Origin of the sequence: Plebeiibacterium marinum (assembly GCF_026013615.1) — a bacterium.
Classification (GTDB): domain Bacteria; phylum Bacteroidota; class Bacteroidia; order Bacteroidales; family Marinilabiliaceae; genus Saccharicrinis; species Saccharicrinis marinus_A.
Map to the genome: position 1 here is coordinate 1 of NZ_JAPDPI010000014.1, position 21,510 is coordinate 21,510.

Genomic DNA, 21,510 nt, shown 5'->3' on the forward strand with positions numbered 1-21,510 from the left:
AAAAGCTCTAGAGCAAGAGATTCCTTCATCCCACACCGGCCTTCAATTCCGGCCGACTCACAACCGCCTCAAGTGCCCCTTTGAAGACCTCTCGCACTGTCCGGTTGGTATAAAATCGAGTTTTATTGCAAGCACTAATTATTTAGTTCCCCATTGCTCATTGGGTTTATTTGCCATTTCTAAAATCACAGTTCCTCCTTTAACCAATTCGTTTTGCGGAACACTCCAGCTGCCAAGTTCTTTTCCATTCCAGCTTGCCGATTGAATAAATACATTTTCGGCTGAATTATTTTTGGCTTCAATAGTAAAGCTTTCCCCTTTAAAATAGTCGGGATGCAACTTAATGGTTATTCGATCAAAAGCCGGACTACCAACTTCAATTTGGGGTTCTATTGAACATCCACCCTTCATTGAAAATAGCCCCATTTTCATCAACACAGATAATGAACCCATAAGCCCCTGGTCTTCATCTCCATTATATCCTCTTTGGGTACTAAGTCCTTCGTAAACATCTTTAACCACTTTACGCGACCAGTACTGGGTTAACCACGGCTTATTGAAATGGTTAAAGATATAAGCCGTTTGCATGGATGGCTGGTTGCCATAATTAATTGGAATGCGGCTATACTCAGGATGGGTTTCCCTTGAATGTGAAGTACCTGCTGTAAACCCTAGTTTTTCAGCTTCGGTAAAAGCTTTATTTAACTTATCAGAAGCTGCATCATCGCCTCCCATTAAGTTACTCAAACCAATTAAATCGTGAGGGACAAACCATGTATTTTGAGCTCCATTGGCCTCAATAAAACCATTCTCAATTAAATATGGATCATAATCAGTTTTCCATATACCCTCTTTATTTTTAGGTCGCATCCAACCGCTTACTGTGTCAAATACATTTTTATAGTTTTCGCTTCGTTTTAAGAAATACTCAGCATCCTCATCATGGCCAAGCCTTTTGGCCAACTGAGCCAATGACCAATCCTGATAGGCATACTCTAATGTTTGGCTAACACCATCCTGATGCGAACCATAGATTACATCAGAAAGTGGGTAAGGAACATAGCCATTATCTATATAATACGATAATCCACCCCCGATACTCGTATTGTGTTCATACCCAATTTTATCCATGATGCCACCGGGCATTTGATTTTTTTTCAGCGCCTGATAAATATCTTCTAAATCATCTTTTATAATACCTTTTTGAATGGCACTAATAATAAATGGATTGGATGATGCCCCAGTCATTACATAGGTATAATTACCGCCGGATGGTCCTCTTGGTATTAGCCCACCATCTTTATAATATTGCATTAACGAATGCACAAACTCTTCCATAATATCAGGATAAACCAATCCCCACAGTGTATTGATTGTCCACTGAGCACCCCAGAATGAATCGGAGTTATAATGGTTAAACAACGGTTTCCCCTTATCATCAACCGGAAGTTGTCCTATCCTGAATTCATCTCCGGTATTGTCAGGGTATGCGCCATTAACATCACTTATAGTTCTACGACCTTGTAAGGCATGCCACAAGTCTGTATAAAACCTTTTTTGTTGTTCAGTGGTTCCACCTTCAACTTCTATTCTGGAAAGTAAATCATCCCATTCTTTTTCTGAATCCTTAACTACCTGGTCAAAATTCCAGCCAGGCAATTCTTCTTTCATATTAATTTGAGCATTCTCAACAGAAGTATATGATATGGCTAATTTTACCATTAATGGCTTAGCCTTATTGTTTTCAAAATAAACGATATAATTACCGGTAGCCGGATCTTTATCCAGTTTTTTGACCGGAACATTAAATTTTGCTGCAAAATATACAGTACATGGTTTTGGTCGGCGAAAGGTTGGTTGATTGATGACCTGACCTGTAATCAGATCTGATTTTTCTGATTGCAGAACAACCCCATTGCTCATGAAGCTTGGTCCCTGTTGTCCGTTTAAATTAAATAGTAAAGCAGTATTTTCACCATTGGTATATCGGTGAAACCCCACCCTTTTTGTAGAGGTTAACTCGGCTTTGATTTGATACCTGTCTAAAAATAGCTGATGGTATCCCGGAAATATTTCTTCGGTTTGATGGCTAAAGCTTGAAGAGTAATCCTGGAATAGTTGATCTTGACCTATTACTTCAGGATTTATTGGCATGATAGATGGCCCTGCCAATTGCCAGGCATGAACATGACTAAAACCTTTTACGGTATCTGTATTATATCTGTATCCACTACCCCAGGCACCACTTACTTCTGTATCCGGACTAAGGTTTACCATACCAAAAGGCCGTGAAGCTGAGGTAAAGAAAAACCACCTCGAATTAGCAGCATCAAGAGTTGGGACAACCATTTTAACATAAGGCTGACCAGAACTATCGGCTTTTTTACAACCATTAATCAAACACAACGAGCCGACAAGAAAACAATACAATAATTGTAGAAAAGATTTAATGTTCATCCTAAAGGAAAATTTTGTTGAATGTATACGACACTGTTAGAAGAAAGGAGATAACCCTTAAGTCATTAACCCCAAGGGCTATCTCCATTATTTAATGTAATTAATTATAATCAGGATTTTGAACAATGCTACCATGGCTATTGTCAATAGCCATACTATTATGCATTTGCAAAATACCAGTTCCTACGTAATTAATATCCATCATTTTGAGACCAATTGGTATTTTCATTCAAAATACCTGTTGGAACAGGAAATAAGCGTTTTGTATAGTCTGTAGCAGCATTGGGATTTATTGTATTTTTAAAGCCCCAGTCATCCTCAAAATTACCAAAACGTATTAAATCATTGCGCCTCCAGTTCTCACCAAAGAATTCACGACCACGCTCATCTAACAGTTCGTCCAAAGTAGGAGTTGAGCTAATTGCAGGAGCATCAACATACGAACGTATTTGATTAAACAAACTCATAGCTGTTTCTCCATTTGTAGCAGTAGCACCTCTAAGAATTGCTTCACACTTAGTCAGTAAAATATCTGCATAACGGAAAATCGGCACATCATTATCCTGGCAACGACCATAAGTATCGTAATCTGAAGGATCCATTGCAAACTTATTAAATCTATACCCCTGAGACCAGCCAGTTGCATTATTACCCACATTCAAATTAGCATCCACAGATGCAAGAGTAATATCTTTAGTTAAAACAACCTGTGTTCCATTATAAGTAAACGGAGTTGATGTTACCTGGTAAGTTGCAGGATCATACTGATATAATGCATCTTTAAATAATGCATCGTTTCTACGGTCTCCATCAAGAGTAAATAAATCAGCAAATTCTGGATTGACAGCAAAATTACCGGCAAATGATTTTGATACTACGGTTCCATAAAGGCCATTTCCACCTTCTCCATCATTACCTCCTTTACGCCATCCATTAAAACGAGCAATAACATTACCGTCTGAATTGGCTGCTGTAAAAGGCATTGCGTAAATAAAATCTTTTATATGAGAACCATTAGTAGGATAAAACTTCTCAAGGTAATCATCACTCAAATTGAAAAGACCGGATTGTATGATCTCGTCACATACTGCTACACAATCATTTAATTTCTCATTTGTTGATGATGCAGACCAACTTGAACTTGTAACATCCTGCGTATATACATTCCAGTTGATATACAACTTTGCCAAAAGTGCATCAACCATCCAATAAGTAGGCGTACCATAAGTAGATACATCTACATCAGTTGGCATATCGTCACGGATAGCTAATAATTCTTCTTCAATCCATTTAGCAACATCTGCCCTATCACTACGCGTTAACACCTCATCATCATCCAATATGTGATCCAAAATAGGAACATCTCCATAACCGTCCATTAAAACAAAATGATAATAGGCACGTGCGGCCCTGATAGGAGCAGTAATTGCTTCTTCTTCTCCTCCCAGATCCACTATAACCTGATTACATTTGGTAATACCACTCGATAAATCAGACCAATATCCTAAACAAGGATCATCTGCTGAAAAATCATGCAAGCTTGGGTGGGCGTAATTACCATTATCGTAATAACTTCCATCATAACTTACTCCCATACACTCATCCGACGACAGTGTCATGGCCTCATTAAAACGACGACCTAACTGACCTCTGAAAACATAATAAACATCAGAAGTTTTAGCCGCAACTGCAATCTCTGAATTTGGATAAGATGTATACTGAGATTCTATATCTACATCCAGATCGGTACAACTATTAGTAGCTATTGCTAATAATGCAGCTGGAATCAAAAGTTTTATATTTAATTTTTTCATTTGCTTAAATTTTAATTATCATTACCACATAAGACTCGCCTGTATTATTAAGATTCATTATATGAGAATCATAGATTAACGAAACTAAATATCTCAAGGCTAGCTTCATAGGAAATTAATATTAGAAGTTAATATTTAGCCCTAGCATAAAGGTGCGGGTACGTGGATAAAAGTATTCACGGCTATCAATACCGGGAGTAAGACCACCTAAAGACACTTCAGGGTCAAGACCTTTATAATTTGTAATTGTCATTAAGTTGTTACATGTAGCATAAACCCTTAATCCTTTAATATAATCTTTAATACTACCAAAGTTGTAACTCAACGACAATGTTGATAAACGTAAATAATTACCTTTTTCCAAATATCTATCAGATGGAGCCTGTGCTTTATCGTCAGTATACAACTGATTAGTTGCAACTTCACTCAACACATTTTTACCATCACCAACTAAAGAAACTGTATTATATTGAGCACGGGTTGAATTCATAACATCACCACCTAATACCCCCTGGAAGAACGCAGTAAGAGCCCATTTTTTATACGATAAAGTATTGTTCCATCCATAAGTAAACTTAGGTTGAGCACAACCAACTTTAGTGCGGTCAGTATCCTGAGGATCAGTAGTAAGTTCCCCTGTGCGTTCTCCTGTCTCTACATCATGTACATAAAACTGAGACTCTCCGCTATCATTATATCCAGCCCATTCCCACATATAGAATGTTCCAATTGCTTCACCTTCCACAATACGCTGAATATTAGCTGTTGAAAAACCGCTTATATTAGGATTTCCAGCATTGATATAATCTACAGAATAGGTCTGGTTCGAAAGACTTACCACTTCGTTTTTGTTGTGAGAAAGATTCAAAGAAGTTTCCCATCGAAGATTTTCTGTTTGAACCGGAATTATATTTAATGATAACTCTATACCTTTGTTATTTATCTCACCAACATTAGCAAGCATACTTCCATATGGGTAACGGTTAGTAGATACTGCATAACTGTAAATCAAGTCATCCGTTGTTTTGTTATAGTATTCTAAAGTACCTGTTACTCGATTTTTTAAGAATCCAAAGTCAAAACCAACATTAAACATACTTGTACGCTCCCATTTTAAATCAGGATTTGCATTACTTGTAGCTGCTAAAGTACGATACTCTGAAGTACTTCCTGTTTCATCTGTATAATCAAACCAACCTGAAGCACCATAAGTTTGAGTAGCAGTAAAGGCATCAAAACCTAATGAATTACCACTAACACCATAACCAATACGGAATTTCAAATCATCAAAAACATTCATATTCTTGATAAAACCTTCCTCACTCAAACGCCATGATGCTGATACAGATGGGAAAGTTGCCCATTGATTATTTTCACCAAAAGCAGAACTACCATCTCTACGCATTGTGGCCTGAAACAGGTATTTGCTATTATAACTATAATTTAAACGACCATAAAAAGAGATCATTCTCAAGGAAGAAAGCTTGTATCCGCTATTAATGCCAGACATATCCATTCTGTTGGCATAACCCAGATTATAATATCCCAGGTCATCATTGTAAAAGTTATAAACTGTAAGACCAAATCCATCGTTATTATCAGACTGTTCCCATGAGTAACCTGCCATTAATCCAAGCTTGTGTACATCATTAAAAGTCTTATCATAATTAAGGTAAGTTTCAAATACAGTTTTCTTATTCTCTACAGAAGTACGACTCGCCTGACCATTTTGAGAAGAATAAATTTGAGAATCTGAGCTGTTATAATTACTAAAAATATATTGTTCGTTTTGATAAGAAAGGCTTAGGTTGTATAATAATCCATCAACAATTTCTAACGATGCTTTAGCTGTACCTTGCAAACGCTTACTCTCAGTATCGTATTCATCCTCCTTCACCATTGACATTGGATTATAGTTCTGAGATATACTGTAATCTGAGTACCAATCACCATTATCAGCTTTTACAGGAGCCAATGGTGAATAATAATTCATTGCATCCAATACACTAGTTCCATTAGAACCCATAGGAACATTATTATTATTAGTAATATTCCCGTTAAGATTAAATGACAATGTTAAACGGTCATTCAGTGTTTTAGTCTGTAAAAAAGACCTTGCCACAAGCTGATTCTTTTCTGTTTCCTTAATTACCCCCTGTTTGTTCAAATAATTAATACTAGCACTATAACTCGTCTTGTCATCACCTCCATTAATAGAAATATTATGACTCTGACTCAAACCTGTACGCTGAACTTCTTCCTGCCAATCTGTGTCTCCGCCTTCATCATTTGGAAGAGTAATTCCATTAGCAGATGCATATGAACGAAGTTCACTTGCTGACATCATATCTAAATTCTTTAATACATTATCAACAGCAACATAAGTACTATAGCTTACATTCGTTTTTCCTTCTTTATTGCCTTTCTTAGTTGTAACAATAATAACACCGTTAGCTGCTTTAGAACCATAAATTGCAGTTGCAGAAGCATCACGAAGCACATCAATGCTCTCAATATCCTCCGGTGCAATTAATGATAATGACACTCCGGGAACACCATCAACAACATAATAAGGTTCTTGAGCACTACCTGTACGCAATGTTGAAGCTCCACGTAAAGTGATAGATGAACTTCCGTTAGGGTCAGAAGTCTGAGTAATTGTTAAACCAGGAACCTTTCCTTGTAGTAATTGAGAAGGCTCTGTATATACTCCAGAATTTAAATCCTTTGCTTTAATTGTGGTAATTGAACTGGTAACATCCTTGCGTGTCATTTTTCCATAACCTACCGCAACAACCTCATCCAAACCAATCATACTTGATAGTAACTTTACCTTAATTTTGGTATTAGTTGCATCAATGGTTACTTCCTGAGTTTCAAAACCAATAAAAGAAAAAAGTAATGTTTTGGCATCGGGTGATACACTTAGTATAAAATTACCATCGATATCGGTAATTGTACCATTTGTAGTTCCTTTTACAACAACAGAAACACCTGGCATGGTATTCCCCTGGTCATCTAGCACTTTACCGGAGAGCTCTATATTTTGCGCCCAGGTATTTAATGAATAACCTAATATTAAGGCTAACATTACTAATTTTAAAGTGAATTGTTTCATAAACTTTTTATTTAATTTCAAATAATTCTAAAGCCCAAATTTACATTCTGTAACATTTTTTAACCATGATTAATCATTCAATCACCTAGACATTACATTCAACATCAAAAAAATACTGATTTTATGCCTTTTATGACTTCACAGTACATGCTTTTGAATGATATGTACAGGTGGCAACTTTCTTATTAACCCGCATTTTGAAATACTTTTTAACTATTGAAGGTTTATTTAGGTTAATTAAAGATTCAAGTAGCAGGTATCAGGTAGCAAGATTATTTACGATGCGTATAATACTAAACTCAAATCTTATGGACTTTACGATATTGCACCGTATGGCGTAACTTCTATTTAGTTCTTGCAAGGAAACTCCATTACTTCCCTCCACACACCCTCTGACTCCCTATAAAATACATGGTTTTGACTGTTAAAAATGAATCTCGTCAATGAAAATGCTTCATTTTGACCGTTAAAATCATCCATATTAAATAGAAATACTGCTTTTTAACAGATAAAAAGGATCTCGCCAATGGAAATGTATCATTTTGACCATTATAAATAGCTTCGTCATGGGAAATTAGAGTAAAAAAACCATCAGAATGGTTTATATCATTTGATATATACCCTATAAATGGAAAAAAATGATGTTACCCAAGGCTATTTTTGCATAAAAACGGTTATTTGGGGCGATTTTCAATAGCGAGACTCGATTTTTTTCGTCAAAAACATGCATTTTCACAAGAAACATACGTTTTTTTTGGTTTAAATAGCACATTGTTAATTGAACTATAAGGAATTAATCATTTGATACATCGATTTTAAATGGCTGTATATGATTTTGATGATTTAAAAGGTCGATTGTTAATAGAACTGTATGTTTTTAATGCTTCACAAGACCGATCCTCATGCAAAATATAACATTTTGATGAATAAAAAGGGCATCCGCTTATATCCGATTGGGCAAATAATGGTTAAAAAGTGAGAATGCCAGTGAATTTAATGCCCTTCATTTGTCAATATATTTATAACTAACGCTTGGATTCAAACCAACTTTTAGTAGTTTAGGTTTCGTTTTTACAACGATTAAACAAAAGGAAAATTTCAACCATTCTCGCTATGCGATAGAATTACTTGCATAACGAGATGTTTTGGGATTATATAATAAATATTGAGTCGCTTTAGCGATTTGCTATGCGCAATTTAACACAGAATAAACTATGAACAATTACAAAAGATTACTTTTCTACTTTACATTCATTTTATTAACCAATAGCATATACTCACAGAATTCTTTTTCAGGAAAATTAATTGATAACAAAAATCAACCAATACAATTAGCAAATATTTGTTTTAAGGCAAATAATATTGGTTGCATTACGGATATAAATGGAGATTTTACTTTAACCTTTTCTGAAGACACTTTGGTTCTTAATGACAGTATTGTTTTTATGCACCTTAACTATAAGAATAAAACCATAGCTTACAGTGATCTTAAAAATAATGATACCATTAGTCTTGAGCAAGATTATTATAAGTTAAGTGAGGTGGCTATTTATGCTCAGTATGCGCAAAATTCATATAGATTAGCTTTATCAGAAGCAAAAGAAAAAGGTAAACCTATTTTATTGTTTTTTACAGCTAGTTATTGCGGACCATGCAGGTATTACAAGAAACTATTTGTAGTTGACAATGAAATAAGCCGATTCCTCAAAGAAAATTATACATTAGTTATTTGTGATATACTATCAAAGCCGGGAATGAAGTTAAAAAGATTATATGGTTCTGGTCCAGGAGTTCCTAATTTTATTGTAATTACTCCTGATGAGAGAATAATTGCTAAGCATAGCGGTGGTTGGGGGAGGGAAGGGATAGGGCCAGATGATGAAGCTTGCTTGAAATTTCTTAAGCAGTATTGTAAACTTCCTGAAAAATTAGTAAGTCTAAAACAGATAAGACAGACAAATTATGATTTTAGTGCTAATGAATTACGAAAAAGACCAATACCCACTTTTGACAAGGACTTATCAAAAACGAATTGGAGAATACTTTTAAATTTGGGATTAATAAATGTGACTAATATTAAGTCGACCGCAGATTCATATAGTTCTTATAAAGTTGGGTATGATTTTGGGTTGAACTTTTACTATAATAAGAAGGGAAGTAATTTTTCTCTTCAACCCGGACTATTGTTCTCATCTCAAGGAGGAAGAAATTCAGAAGTATCAGAGAATTTTAGGATAAATTATCTGGAAATGCCCGTTCAGCTAAATTATAAATTTTATAGTGGTGGTTTTAATTTGAAAGCAAGTTTGGCTCCGTATGTTTCATATGGTTTAGCGGCTAAGAATAAAATTACGAATGAAAGAATAAAATTTGGAAAGAATGCCGACCAGCTTAAAAAGTGGGATTATGGAATAACACCAGGTTTAACGATAACGCCGATTGGAAATATGGATTTTTTTGCCGGTTACAAAATTGGACTGAATAATATAAGTAATGTTGCAAATGAAACAATGTATAACCGAGGATTCTATGTTAGAATGACAATTAAATTTTTTGGAAGAGATACTTATTAATAAAAGCGCATAACATCAGCTAACAAAAATTTCAGCAGTTTTCTTGCCAACACTATTTAGAAAGAAGCAACAAAGGCCTTAGCTGTACCGTTGTGGTTCATGGAGTGAGACACTTAGCAAATAATGATTTCCTGTTCAGACACAGATTTTGTAAATTTGTAGTAGTTATTTTGTTTATCATAAAGATGTTGAATTTGAAAGAATTACAAAAAGATTAAAATGAGAATATTTGTTGACTATAAGGACTTAGAATCTGGATTTAATCAGTTAAAAATTGATTCTGCAAAATATTTATCTGATTATGCAATTCGCATAAAATTTAATGATGGCTATGAGAGATTAGTTGATTTTAAACCATTTTTGTCAAAATCTCTTCATCCGTCGATTAAGAAGTATTTGGATGAAAATAAATTTTCGAATTTCTCATTGACTGATGGGAATCTAAATTGGAGTGATTATGACCTGATTTTTCCTCTTTCTGATTTATATAAAGGACAGATATCCTAAAGGGGACTTTTCCTCTTCCCGGAACCAAAACATGTACAGCACATGATAATAAAGCTGTAAATCAGAAGCCACTTTAGGGCATAGCCGTCAGGTTAATAATTAATATCCATAAATACTCTTCATTACACTCAATGTCATATTCTTTTAGGAAAATCAGATACTCATATTTAAAAGACCGGCTTTTGTAATGTCGTTCTCAAAAATGAATGAGCTGTCCCTACAGGACGTTGATTACCTCCTTACATAACCCCATGCGTTGCATGGGGCCAGGATAAGTTGTGCTTTCAGCACGATATACAAAATGCCTTTACAAAAGATCTTCAGCCTAAAATATATAACATTATAATAAAATAGAACCTTAGCCTGACGGCTATGCTCTTTATGGGTTTGGGGTAATACAAGCTGTAAATAAATCAATTGAAAAATGGCGTGATGGTTCGCTGTGGAGTAACTGATTAAATACAGCTGAAAATTTGTAAAAGTCGAGATGCATTGAATCCAGTTTTTCAAGGTCTTGCTGACTTTTGCTTAATTCCGCATCTATTATGGTTTTATACTGCTCCAGCCTATCCTTTCCTATTTTATCCAGAGCCATCATATCTGCATGCAACAAGCGATAAAAGTCGCAAACCATATCAAAGCCAGTCCAGTTAACGGGTTTTGAAGTATCCACATCACTTCCATTTGTTGCAAAAGCCAATAATGACTGATCATTTGAACTGAGCATAAAGGACTTGAATTCTTCAGGCCAATCCCTTTCCAAAAAACGCAAACGGACCAATTCCTGTAAATGCCAATCCATCAATTCACCGTAGTTTTTTGAGCTTAAAACCTCTTTGTTCCAAAGACCTTCTTTATCTGCACTTTGCAAATTGCCATATTCCATTTCATAAAGAGGGAAAAGGGCATCAAAGCCCGATACAGAATCCAGGGGTACCGTTTCAACTTCTATTATACCATGGCTTTTCACGGTCAATATTTTATACGCTGCAGGATAACTTGCCAAAGAAGGCACCTGTATGTTCACCAAAAATGATCCATCATCGTATGTTTTTATCCCGGTATCGTTCATATGCATGTGCCCTCCCAGATGAAGTTTCAGTCCCATTTTTGCAAACAGTTCGGCAATACCAGGATCTGGTGCTCTGTGTAGCTGCATTTTTTCTTTTCCAAATAAAGCTTTCATATCATCAACAGCCCCATCATAACAGTCAATCATTGGATAATGACTAAAGGTTATTAGTGTTTTATCCAGCCGCCTGGCTTCCTTTACAACTCTTTTTACCCAGTTAACCAAGTGCTTTTTCTGTGCGATAATATTTGAATACTCGCTGGAATTTTTTGCGCCAGCCTTAATAAAACCATAATCAGTATTATTGGATGGCAAATACACATTACCATCTAAAGCCAACAACCATAATCCATCAACAGGCTCAACCAAATAGCTCACATCAGGAAGGTTTACACTATCTTTAGAAACGGTATAACCACGAAGGTTAAAACCACTTTGCTCCATGGCAGTTTTATAATCATACTCTTCATAAGTATAACTGGTAAACGGGGTTTCCCAATATTTATAAGATTTTTGGGGTAAAAAACCGTTGTTCCCAAGGGTATTCACGATCTCTTCATATCCCAATTTGCAAATGTCTTTGGTTATTACCACAGGGTTTTCGTCTGCAAATTGCTGATGATACAATCCCGCTTTGCTCATAATAACCTGTGGTTTACCATCCTTTCCTAAAAAATCAGTTTTACCTGCCTCCATAGTATATGGTCCAACAGGATCGTGATTTCCTGTAATGGCAAAAAAGCGGATTCCATAATCGGCTGAATATTGATCTAAAATATGCTTTAATCCCCTGACGTTATAAGGTTGTCCGTCATCGCTAAAATCACCCGGAAGAACAACATGCTTAATACCCTTTTGTACTATATCATCCAAGGCTGCTAAAAAAGCAAAATAGTTTTCGTTAAATATCCGTGTGGAATGAAGCTGGGCTTTCATAGTCCGGGCCAGTACATATTGTCCATTGCCCGGATTTTGAACCCCTTTAAAATCACTATCCTCAAATGCACCGTAAATATCATTCAAATGCACATCTGCAAGAAATGCTATTTGAGTGCTGTTTTCTTCATATTGTGGCTTGCAGGATATGGTGAAACCAATAATTATACACGCCAGAATAACAGAATTTAATTTTTGCAACATAATAAGCGTTTTTTAATCTTATCTACCACACAACCTCTATCTGCTCTCCGGCTTTTAGATCAATATCCTTTTTTGTGTTGCCATAAACCAGCGTTGTTGCACCTGCTGTTTTTGCTTTAACAACTGTTTTAGTCAACTTCATACCGTCCCATTCAACAGATACCTCAAAACCGCCCCTGGCGCAAATGCCTGTTATGGTTCCCGCTGGCCACGAATCCGGAAGTGCCGGCAATAACTCAATATGGTCTTGGGTGGATTGCATCAGCATTTCTATCACAGCAGCAGCCCCACCAAAATTACCGTCGATCTGGAAAGGGGGATGGGCATCCAACAAGTTTGGATAGGTGCCGCCATGGTGGTCTTCGCGTGTAACGTGCAAGGCGTCTGGCTTTACGTAACGCAACAGTTCGCGGTACATCTTATAGGCGCGGTTGCCGTCCTTTAGCCTTGCCCATAGGTTGATGCGCCAGCCCTTTGACCATCCGGTGGTCTCGTCCCCTTTTATTTCAAGGGTTGTTTTGCAGGCCTGTGCCAGTTTTGGTGTTTCCGTTGGCGAAATATGGTGCCCCGGGTACAGCCCGAACAAATGCGACTGGTGACGGTGCCTTGGGTCTTCATCTTCCCAATCGTAATACCATTCCTGAAGGTTCCCTTTTGCCCCGATTTTGTATGGGAGCATATTTGCCAATGCATCATCTACCCTATCCTGGATGTCACCATGGATATCCAATACTTTTGATGCCTCCTGGAAATTAAGCAAGAGCTCGCGGATCATGGCCAGGTCGGCACTTCCGCCATACATGGTAGAACCGTGATAGCCTGTTGGTGTGATATATTTGTTTTCAGGGGAAGTACAAGGTGATGTGATCAAATAACCATCTTTATCTTTAATCATCCATTCCAACGAAAAGTCAACCGAACCTTTTAACAGGTCATAAGCAAAATTACGGAGATAAGCAGTATCCTGGTTGAAGGTATAGTGTTCCCAAAGGTGGGTTGCCAACCATGGCCCGCCCAGGTTCCAGTTTGCCCAGTTTGGGTCTCCCCCGCCAAAGTCCCCAACAGGGTTGCTCAACGCCCATATGTCGGAATTCTGGCAAACCGTCCAGCCATTTACACCATAATAGGTTTTTGCAATAACACTTCCGGTTTTGGATACATTATTTATAAAGCCCAGTAATGGTTTGTGCAGTTCAGACAGGTTGGCAATCTCAGCCAGCCAATAATTTTCTTCCACATTGATGTTTACCGTATAATTGCTGCTCCATGGCGGACGCATGTACGGGTTCCAGATCCCTTGCAGGTTGGCGGGTACATCTTTTGTGCGCGATGATGAAATCAGCAGGTATCTCCCGTATTGGAAATATAACGTCTCCAACCCCTTGTCTTCAACCCCTTTTTCATATTGAAGCAACCTTTCGTCGGTAGGTATGTTTTTTTCTTCAGAACCTTTCAAATCCAGGCTAACCCTGTTAAAAAGCGACTGGTAATCTGAAACGTGGCTTTGTTTTAAGGAAGCAAAAGGCTTGTTAATACTGTTTTTTAATTGTGCAGCAGCTACAGATTGGTTTTCCAGGCCTTCTTTAACGGGATCCTTATCAAAACCATTAAAACTGGTAGCTATGGAAACATACAATGTGGCTTCACTACAATGGCTTAAAACAAGGGTGCTGTCGGTTGAAGTAATTTTTCCATCCTCATGTTCTATTTTAAACAAGGAGGTAAAGCGTGTCCCCCTGTTTTCATCAAACCTGATGGCATTGAGCATATCACCCCTGTAACCTGGTTCTGCATGGTAAGGGGCATATCCATTAACGGTTAATATTTCATCCGTTACGTTTGTTTTGAATTTTAAGAGGCTCTCGAAGCGTACGGTACAGTTCAGCGAATTCTTTTTACTACTGCTCAGCTTGATGGCCATTACCTGGTCGGGGTGCGATACAAAATATTCCCGTTGATATTCAACTCCATCAACACTGTAGCTTACCTTTGAAACTGCATCATTTATATCCAGTTCCCTCTTGTATTCTTTGCTTTCTTTAGGGTGGGCAAAATCAATATACATTGTACCTAATGGGGCAAAAGATTGTGAGTACTCCCCCTGCAGGTAGCGGTTCAGGGAATCGGCCAGGGCGTAATCTTCGTTCCTCAATGCTTCCCTTACTTTTTCTACATATTTATAGGCTTCGGGGTTGTTATTGGGATCAAAAGGTTCTCCGGACCATAGGGTGGCATCGTTCAGGTAAATCTTGTCCGACTGTACCCCGCCAAACACGGTTGCCCCCATTTTTCCATTACCTAGTACCAGTGCCTCTTCAAAATAATTGGCAGGCTCATCATACCAAAGAACATGGTTTCCTTGTGTTTGGGTACAGCTGCTAAACAATACCATGAACACAAAACTTATTAGTACAAAACTGTATTTCTTCATCTGTTTAAAATTAGCATCAACACAAAAGCATATAAACATCCGTCTGTGCGTTTAATACTTATGATTATATTTTAATTATTTTTTTTTCAATAAAATTTCAAAATGCGATTTTCATAATCCGATAAAAATAAACAAAACGAATATTAATCTTATCAATTACTTTTACTAATTCTATTTTGTAATCACATCAAACTCCCCGTACCCGATATAATTACTTCCGGTTGTATTTTTTAAAGCTCTAAGCTTTATGTAACGGGATTTTTGCAGCTTAAATGTTTTTGTTTGCCATAAAGGGTTGTTTTTGATATTTGAAAACTCACCTTCACTAACCAGTTTCCAATCTTTATTGTTTTGCGAAACAAAGAACTGGTACCTGCTAATAATCCCCGGTTTACGAAGCTCCTGGTTTGGATGATATTTAAATCCTACTAAGTTTTCCATCCTACCCAGGTCTATTACTAAATCTGCAGGAATGCTTGTACCTTCCGGGTGCTTCCAGGCTGTATTTATATCGCCATCAATTATTGCAGCTGCTTTTTCATCTTCAATCCCCAATATTTTCCATAGCTTACGCGGAATATCAAATTGCTCACTGGCTACAGCACTGCTTTTACCCGACGATGGATCATACGCTATTGCCCTAATATTAACTTTACCTTTATTGAGAGGAATTGGACCGGAATACCTGGTTGAATTTACTGTGGGATCTTCATCATTAGTGGTAAAATATATAATTGATTCCGGATCTGCAGGAACGATTTGTATATTTCCTGATTTTTCTCGTACTATAGCAGGAGAAGTCAGGATTTGCGGGGCATTATAAACTCCTATATTCGAAATTACAGGACAGGCTTTTGAATCAAGGATATTAAACCTGAGTTTTGTTGTTTCAACAGTTGGAAAACATAAGATGCGCTTATAACCTATGGTGGTTTCCTGCGCCAGTTCCTGCCACTGATCTCCAACCAGGGCTTCTATTGAAAACGACTTTACCCTTTGCCCCAGTTTGATATATTCCTGAACCATAAAACGATTAACTGCAGTTGGCTCACCAAAATTGATCGTTAGCGAGGCTTTAGTTACACCATCATCTAAGGTCCAGTAGGTTTCGTTATCTCCATCAATAGCCCTATAAGCATCATAACGACTACTTTTGCCTCGTACATTTGTGGCCGAAACCGTTGCCTTTTCTACAAGGTTATGGGCAAAAACCTCTTTTACTGCTTTTGCAAAATCAAGAGCTGCCTTTTCATCTTTTTCATGAATCAACCCATTGGGCATAATTGGGAAATTAAGCAACAAGGTTCCATTACGACCGATAGAGTTATAATATATATCCATTAATTCAGGTAAGGTCTTCACCTTGGAATCTTCGCTGACATGGTAAAACCACTCCGGACGGATGGAAGTATTGACCTCACCGGCCACCCAGGCATTGCCATCTTCCTTTCCATAACGTAGCATATCATTTGTAACCTTGCCGGTACTATCTAACAGACTCCAATTGGTTTCTCCCACGTATCCGGCTTCGGTACCTACCCAGCGTAAATCGCCACGGTCTCCCCCATCATTCCATATTACAATATTGGGCTGAAGTTCCCTGATCATTTTATAGGTTGGCTTCCAATCATAATAAGTGGTGCGGTCAATTTTTCGGTATTCATTGGCACCTCCATAATACCCATCTCCTCCATTGGCTCCATCAAACCATACTTCAAATATATCTCCATAATTGGTTAGCAGCTCCTTTAGCTGGTTTCTGAAATAGGTGATATACTCAGGTTTACCATAGTCTGGATGATTCCTGTCCCAGGGCGACAGATAGACTCCTAATTTCAGGCCATACTCTTTACAGGCATCAGCCATCTCACGTACCACATCACCTTTCCCATTTTTCCAAGGGGCATTTTTTACTGAATATTCAGTGTACTCCGAAGGCCAAAGGCAAAAACCACAATGGTGTTTGGCAGTTATGATAATCCCTTTCATCCCGGCTTCTTTGCATATACGCGCCCATTGGCGACAGTCAAGCTTTTCAGGATTGAACAGATTAACATCCTCGTCGCCAAATCCCCATGATTGATCGGTATAGGTATTTAATGAAAAGTGAACAAAGGCGTAGTATTCCATATGCTGCCAACGGAGCTGATTATCGTTCGGAACCGGACCCAAAGGTTCAGGAGGTTTAACCTGATTACAGGATATGAAAAGCAATCCGGCGAAAAGCCCCAAAAACAAATACCTTTTAAAAAACACCTTTACCAATAACATAACTTTTTACTTTTTATCTAAATAAACTTGATTGATAAAGGTACTTCCTACTGAGATAATCCTGCTTAAATATTCATTCATATAAATGGATTTATCTTTCATTAGTTATGAAAATTCATTCATAATCATTTATTATCTTTGGTGGACGTAACAAAAACAGTGTCAATATCACTGTTATGGTATTTACCAATACTAAAGAATAACTGAATTTTTAATAACCAAAAATATACAAAACGGATATATGCAAGTTAAATCAAATAGTTATAAAGCATATTGATCTTGCATAATATTAAGCTAATGGGTTTGGTGGAATATTTCCACCAAGTGGCATCAAAATCAATAGATAAAATTTTCAAAAAGTAAAATAAGAAACACATACAAAATTAGAGGGATAGTTCAATAAAAGATTATAGTTTTAGAAATGGATAATTTTGAAGAATATTTAAGGCAAGGAGAACCGGACAAAGCTGAAAAAGCTAAAGACTGGAAAACAGCTATAGGTCTGCAACAAGTTGATGGACTAAAACCTTCTGACTATTTAATAGCAACAGCCAAGCTAAATATTGAAGGTGACATTTCTATTAATGAGGTAAAGCTACGAATTGACAATTATTATAAACAACATCCAATAAAAGAATCGGAAAACCGGACTGAAGAAGCAGACAAAGTTTCGGCGCGGATTACTGAAATACTAAGCGAGCAAACTTTTACTCTTTCTCCAATTGAATATCTTACTATCCATCGTAGATTATTTCAAGGTATTTATAATCACGCAGGGAAAATCCGTGATTATAATATTACTAAACGTGAGTGGATTTTAAATGGTGAAACGGTTTTATATGCGAGTGCAGAAAGCTTGAAGCCTACTTTGGAATATGATATTGAACAAGAAAAAAAGTTTAGTTATAAAGGTTTAAACCAACAAGAAATCATAGAACACATAGCACATTTTATCAGTTTTTTGTGGCAAATTCACATTTTTGGAGAAGGGAATACACGTACAACAGCCATTTTTTTAATCAAATATCTTCGTAAACTTGGGTTTAAAGAGGTAAATAACAATTTGTTTGCTGAAAATTCTTGGTATTTTCGTAATGCACTTGTTCGAGCCAACTATGAAGATTTATCCAAAGGCATTAATAAAACAGAAAGTTATTTAATTTTTTTTCTATCCAACTTATTATTGGGCGCAAACCATGTACTGAAAAACCGAGAAATGCATATTCAATACAATGACACTGTAAAAGCGAAAAATGACACTGTAAATGACACTGTATTTAATTTGATTAAACATAACAATAAGATTACAGCATCTGAAATCAGCGAACAATTGAAAATAAGTTTAAGCACAGCAAAAAGGAAAATAAAGGGACTCAAAGAGAACGGATATATAGAACGAATTGGTAGTGACAAAACAGGTCATTGGAAAATTATTAAAAAATGACAATAGATGAAAATTAGGAAAGTAAATATCCAGGATATTGAGAAATTAAAAGAAATTGGCTAATGAAAAAAATGTGGAATATGTTTGGATGGGAGTTTGGGAACAAAACCAAAGAGCAATCCGGTTTTATGAAAAGAATGGATTCATAGCTTTTGACAAACATATCTTCAAACTCGGAGATGATGAACAGACCGACATAATGATGAGACTAAAATTGAAATAAAAAAGTCAGCTGTTAAAGAAATAAGCACCCGATAGTTTACTAGCCTATCGAAGCACCTCTCACCTCTGTACCGCCGTCTCTTCCTTTTTATAATCACCAGACGAGCTATACACGGTGGTTCATTGGGCATCTTAAAGAGCTTATTTTGACAGAAACATATTTGAAACACTTGGCCTGAAATTTAAAGAAGGTTCGGACTTCCCTGAATCTGCGGCCGAATATTGTGTAGTAAACCAAACCTTTATAGAGGAACGGAATATTGAAAATCCATTTGACGATAAAATTGAGCTGGGAGGTAATACATATCGGATTTGCGGAATTGTGAATGACTTCCATTATCAATCCATGCAATTAGAAATTTCTCCCTTTGTGGCTTTTCTTAATCCCAACCGAATTGCCTATTCCTTTATTCGCTTCAATGGTATTCCTTCTAAAAAGGCTGCCCATAACATAGGCAGCCTTCTTTTCTGTTGTAAAAAATTTTCTTATTAATTGATAACACCTTGACTATTCCCAAATCGATTTCAGTTCATGCACCTCAAGCTCTTCGATCCGGATTGAGCCCCAGTTTTCCTCAAACTCAAAACCGTTCTTGTTTTTGGCCCCTTCCAGTTGCGATATCAAACTAAACTTGCCGTTGTCGGCAAATACCTCTACGCTTGTCCTGTCTACCAGTATCTCGTAATAAAACGTAAAGTTGTCGATCTGGTCGCCACCGTAAAACGCCCCGTTCAGGTTGTTCCAGTTCATATCGTAATGCACCAGCGGGTTGCCATTGTATTTAAACCTGAATTCTGTGCCGTCCAAAAGTTTTACCTTCATCTTTATGCGGAACACGTCCCCTCCCACTTCTTTCAGTTTGGCATTGGCATCTGCGGGGCTCAGGTTTTCCCACCGGTAACTTTTGTTGTGCAGTTTCTTAATCCCGGCAATAGGTTCTGAATACAGCCTTACCCCATCCCTTGTGGTGCGCAGGCTAAACTCGGTCGGGAACATCATCATGCCGTTGAATGGCATGCCATGCTGCTCAATCTGTCCCCAGCCTATCTGGATACGGCGCCCATCCTTTTGGGGGATGTTGTTGAACGTTTGTGCCGCATACATCTTGCCCCTGAAATAACGCAGCTTATCGGTCTCTGGTGTAAACCTTTTCCCATCGAACGAGCCCAGCATATAGGTACCCGAAGCACCATACAAAACCCATTTGGTATCCTCCGGGTTGCCGTCTACCGGAAGCTCAAAAAACTCTGGGCATTCCCAAAAGCCCAGAGTATGGCTCTGGAACTCCCAATCCTTCAAGTTGCCGGAGTTGTAAAAGGACATCCCCGTTTTCTCGAAAAGCACCATCACCCATTTGCCTGATTCCCCGTGCCAGAACAGCTTTGGGTCGCGCAGGTTCCGGGTTCCCCATTTGGCCTTGGTGTCGATAACCGGGTTCCCCTCGTACTTGCTGAAGGTCCTGCCCCTGTCGTTGCTGTAGGCGATGCACTGCACTTCGGTATCGGGGCTGTCGGCCGTATAGGCTGCTACAATTACATCTTCCTTTCCCGTTCTAAAACCTGAGGTGTTTTGGTAGTCGACCACCGCGGTACCCGAAAACATCGTCCCGATCTTGTCGGGGTAAAGGGCGTCGGGGAGCTCTTTCCAGTGCAGCATGTCCTTGCTGACCGCATGGCCCCAGTGCATGTTTTCCCAGTTGCGCTCATAGGGGTTGTGCTGGTAAAAAAGGTGGTATTCGCCATCATAGTATACCATCCCGTTGGGGTCGTTGATCCAGCCACGGCGCGTTGAAAAGTGGAACTGGGGGCGATTGCTCTCTTTGTACAGGCTATCGGCACCATTTATTTCATCCGACTGGTAAATCTGGTCCCAACCTTTTACTTTTTTAGGGTACTCCAGTTCGATGGTCTTCCCGATAAAGGCCGACACATCGGTAAACACCCAGTAATCAGGTTCCCCGTCGCTCAGGCGGACCACAAAGGAGCGGTCGTCTGTCCCCGGCAGCTTCAAATGCATCCGTTGCCTTTCCCGGGCATGTTCCACCGGGATGTTCAGGTACTGGTGGGTTACCACCAGCTCTTTCTTTACTTTTTGGGCAAAAACAGAGGTAATTGCCAACATTAACAATAACGTAATCTTACTCTTCTTCATTTTCAGTTTCTTTATACTCAATCTTTAAATAGTGCCTGTCCGAAAAATCTCATTTCGATTCAGGCACTTGAGAAGAACCTTAGTCTTCATGCTAACGCTATATAATTCTTCTGCATACTAACCTTACTTTGCTTATTCTATTCATCAGGAAATCATTCAAAGGCCACAGACCGATTAAACGTTTAAACATTTTAAGCTTCGAATAATACTACCCCACTTACTGGTAATACACCCTGATCCGGATATTTACTCACTACTATTTGTACTCTTAACATTAGTAACAAAAAAATATCTTCTAAAAATCTAAAG

Annotated in this window: 11 protein-coding genes; 4 read left to right on the forward strand and 7 right to left on the reverse strand. The window is 37.8% G+C overall.

Translation table 11 applies throughout. The features are described 5' to 3' along the window. Positions 1–138: 138 nt before the first annotated feature. From OM074_RS08265 to OM074_RS08275, 3 genes are all read right to left on the reverse strand, one after another. Entirely contained in the window at positions 139–2,457 is a 2,319-nt protein-coding gene (locus tag OM074_RS08265; RefSeq protein WP_301198991.1) for a GH92 family glycosyl hydrolase, read from the reverse strand. Between the two features lie 191 nt (positions 2,458–2,648). Beyond that, positions 2,649–4,271, reverse strand: coding sequence for a RagB/SusD family nutrient uptake outer membrane protein (locus tag OM074_RS08270; protein ID WP_301198992.1), 1,623 nt, complete (start codon positions 4,269–4,271; stop codon positions 2,649–2,651). A gap of 121 nt (positions 4,272–4,392) precedes the next feature. Next, a complete protein-coding gene (locus OM074_RS08275) occupies positions 4,393–7,389 on the reverse strand; it encodes a SusC/RagA family TonB-linked outer membrane protein (protein ID WP_301198993.1) in 2,997 nt (998 codons plus the stop codon). 1,214 nt (positions 7,390–8,603) lie between these two features. Between OM074_RS08275 and OM074_RS08280 the strand changes: the two genes are divergently transcribed. Both OM074_RS08280 and OM074_RS08285 read left to right on the forward strand, forming a co-directional pair. Continuing rightward, positions 8,604–9,962, forward strand: a complete 1,359-nt coding sequence (locus OM074_RS08280; protein ID WP_301198994.1) for an outer membrane beta-barrel protein — start codon at positions 8,604–8,606, stop codon at positions 9,960–9,962. Between the two features lie 219 nt (positions 9,963–10,181). Further along, on the forward strand, positions 10,182–10,469 hold the full coding sequence (locus OM074_RS08285; protein ID WP_301198995.1) for a DUF2442 domain-containing protein: 288 nt from the start codon (positions 10,182–10,184) through the stop codon (positions 10,467–10,469). 379 nt (positions 10,470–10,848) lie between these two features. Here the strand turns inward: OM074_RS08285 and OM074_RS08290 are convergent, their stop codons facing one another. The 3 genes from OM074_RS08290 to OM074_RS08300 form a co-directional block, all read right to left on the reverse strand. Continuing rightward, a complete protein-coding gene (locus OM074_RS08290) occupies positions 10,849–12,681 on the reverse strand; it encodes a metallophosphoesterase family protein (RefSeq protein ID WP_301198996.1) in 1,833 nt (610 codons plus the stop codon). Positions 12,682–12,703: 22 nt separating this feature from the next. Further along, positions 12,704–15,112 carry a glycoside hydrolase family 95 protein gene (locus OM074_RS08295; RefSeq protein WP_301198997.1) on the reverse strand — a complete coding sequence of 803 codons (2,409 nt, stop codon included), beginning with the start codon at positions 15,110–15,112 and terminating at the stop codon, positions 12,704–12,706. Between the two features lie 171 nt (positions 15,113–15,283). Next, positions 15,284–17,383, reverse strand: a complete 2,100-nt coding sequence (locus OM074_RS08300; protein ID WP_301198998.1) for an alpha-L-fucosidase — start codon at positions 17,381–17,383, stop codon at positions 15,284–15,286. A gap of 421 nt (positions 17,384–17,804) precedes the next feature. Between OM074_RS08300 and OM074_RS08305 the strand changes: the two genes are divergently transcribed. Together OM074_RS08305 and OM074_RS21470 are read left to right on the forward strand one after the other, a co-directional pair. Next, positions 17,805–18,827, forward strand: coding sequence for a Fic family protein (locus tag OM074_RS08305; protein WP_301198999.1), 1,023 nt, complete (start codon positions 17,805–17,807; stop codon positions 18,825–18,827). A 55-nt stretch (positions 18,828–18,882) separates the two neighbouring features. Beyond that, positions 18,883–19,050, forward strand: a complete 168-nt coding sequence (locus OM074_RS21470; RefSeq protein ID WP_363320260.1) for a GNAT family N-acetyltransferase — start codon at positions 18,883–18,885, stop codon at positions 19,048–19,050. Positions 19,051–19,557: 507 nt separating this feature from the next. Here the strand turns inward: OM074_RS21470 and OM074_RS08310 are convergent. Then, positions 19,558–21,201: a glycoside hydrolase family 32 protein gene (locus OM074_RS08310; protein WP_301199000.1), complete on the reverse strand. Its 1,644-nt coding sequence runs from the start codon at positions 21,199–21,201 to the stop codon at positions 19,558–19,560. Positions 21,202–21,510 lie beyond the last annotated feature (309 nt).

Coding starts and splice junctions, on each gene's coding strand:
- OM074_RS08275 (WP_301198993.1), bottom strand. CDS start 7,389: ATGAAACAATTCACTTTAAAATTAGTAATGTTAGCCTTAATATTAGGT.
- OM074_RS08300 (WP_301198998.1), bottom strand. CDS start 17,383: ATGTTATTGGTAAAGGTGTTTTTTAAAAGGTATTTGTTTTTGGGGCTT.
- OM074_RS08305 (WP_301198999.1), top strand. CDS start 17,805: ATGGATAATTTTGAAGAATATTTAAGGCAAGGAGAACCGGACAAAGCT.
- OM074_RS08290 (WP_301198996.1), bottom strand. CDS start 12,681: ATGTTGCAAAAATTAAATTCTGTTATTCTGGCGTGTATAATTATTGGT.
- OM074_RS08270 (WP_301198992.1), bottom strand. CDS start 4,271: ATGAAAAAATTAAATATAAAACTTTTGATTCCAGCTGCATTATTAGCA.
- OM074_RS08295 (WP_301198997.1), bottom strand. CDS start 15,112: ATGAAGAAATACAGTTTTGTACTAATAAGTTTTGTGTTCATGGTATTG.
- OM074_RS08265 (WP_301198991.1), bottom strand. CDS start 2,457: ATGAACATTAAATCTTTTCTACAATTATTGTATTGTTTTCTTGTCGGC.
- OM074_RS08285 (WP_301198995.1), top strand. CDS start 10,182: ATGAGAATATTTGTTGACTATAAGGACTTAGAATCTGGATTTAATCAG.
- OM074_RS08280 (WP_301198994.1), top strand. CDS start 8,604: ATGAACAATTACAAAAGATTACTTTTCTACTTTACATTCATTTTATTA.
- OM074_RS08310 (WP_301199000.1), bottom strand. CDS start 21,201: ATGAAGAAGAGTAAGATTACGTTATTGTTAATGTTGGCAATTACCTCT.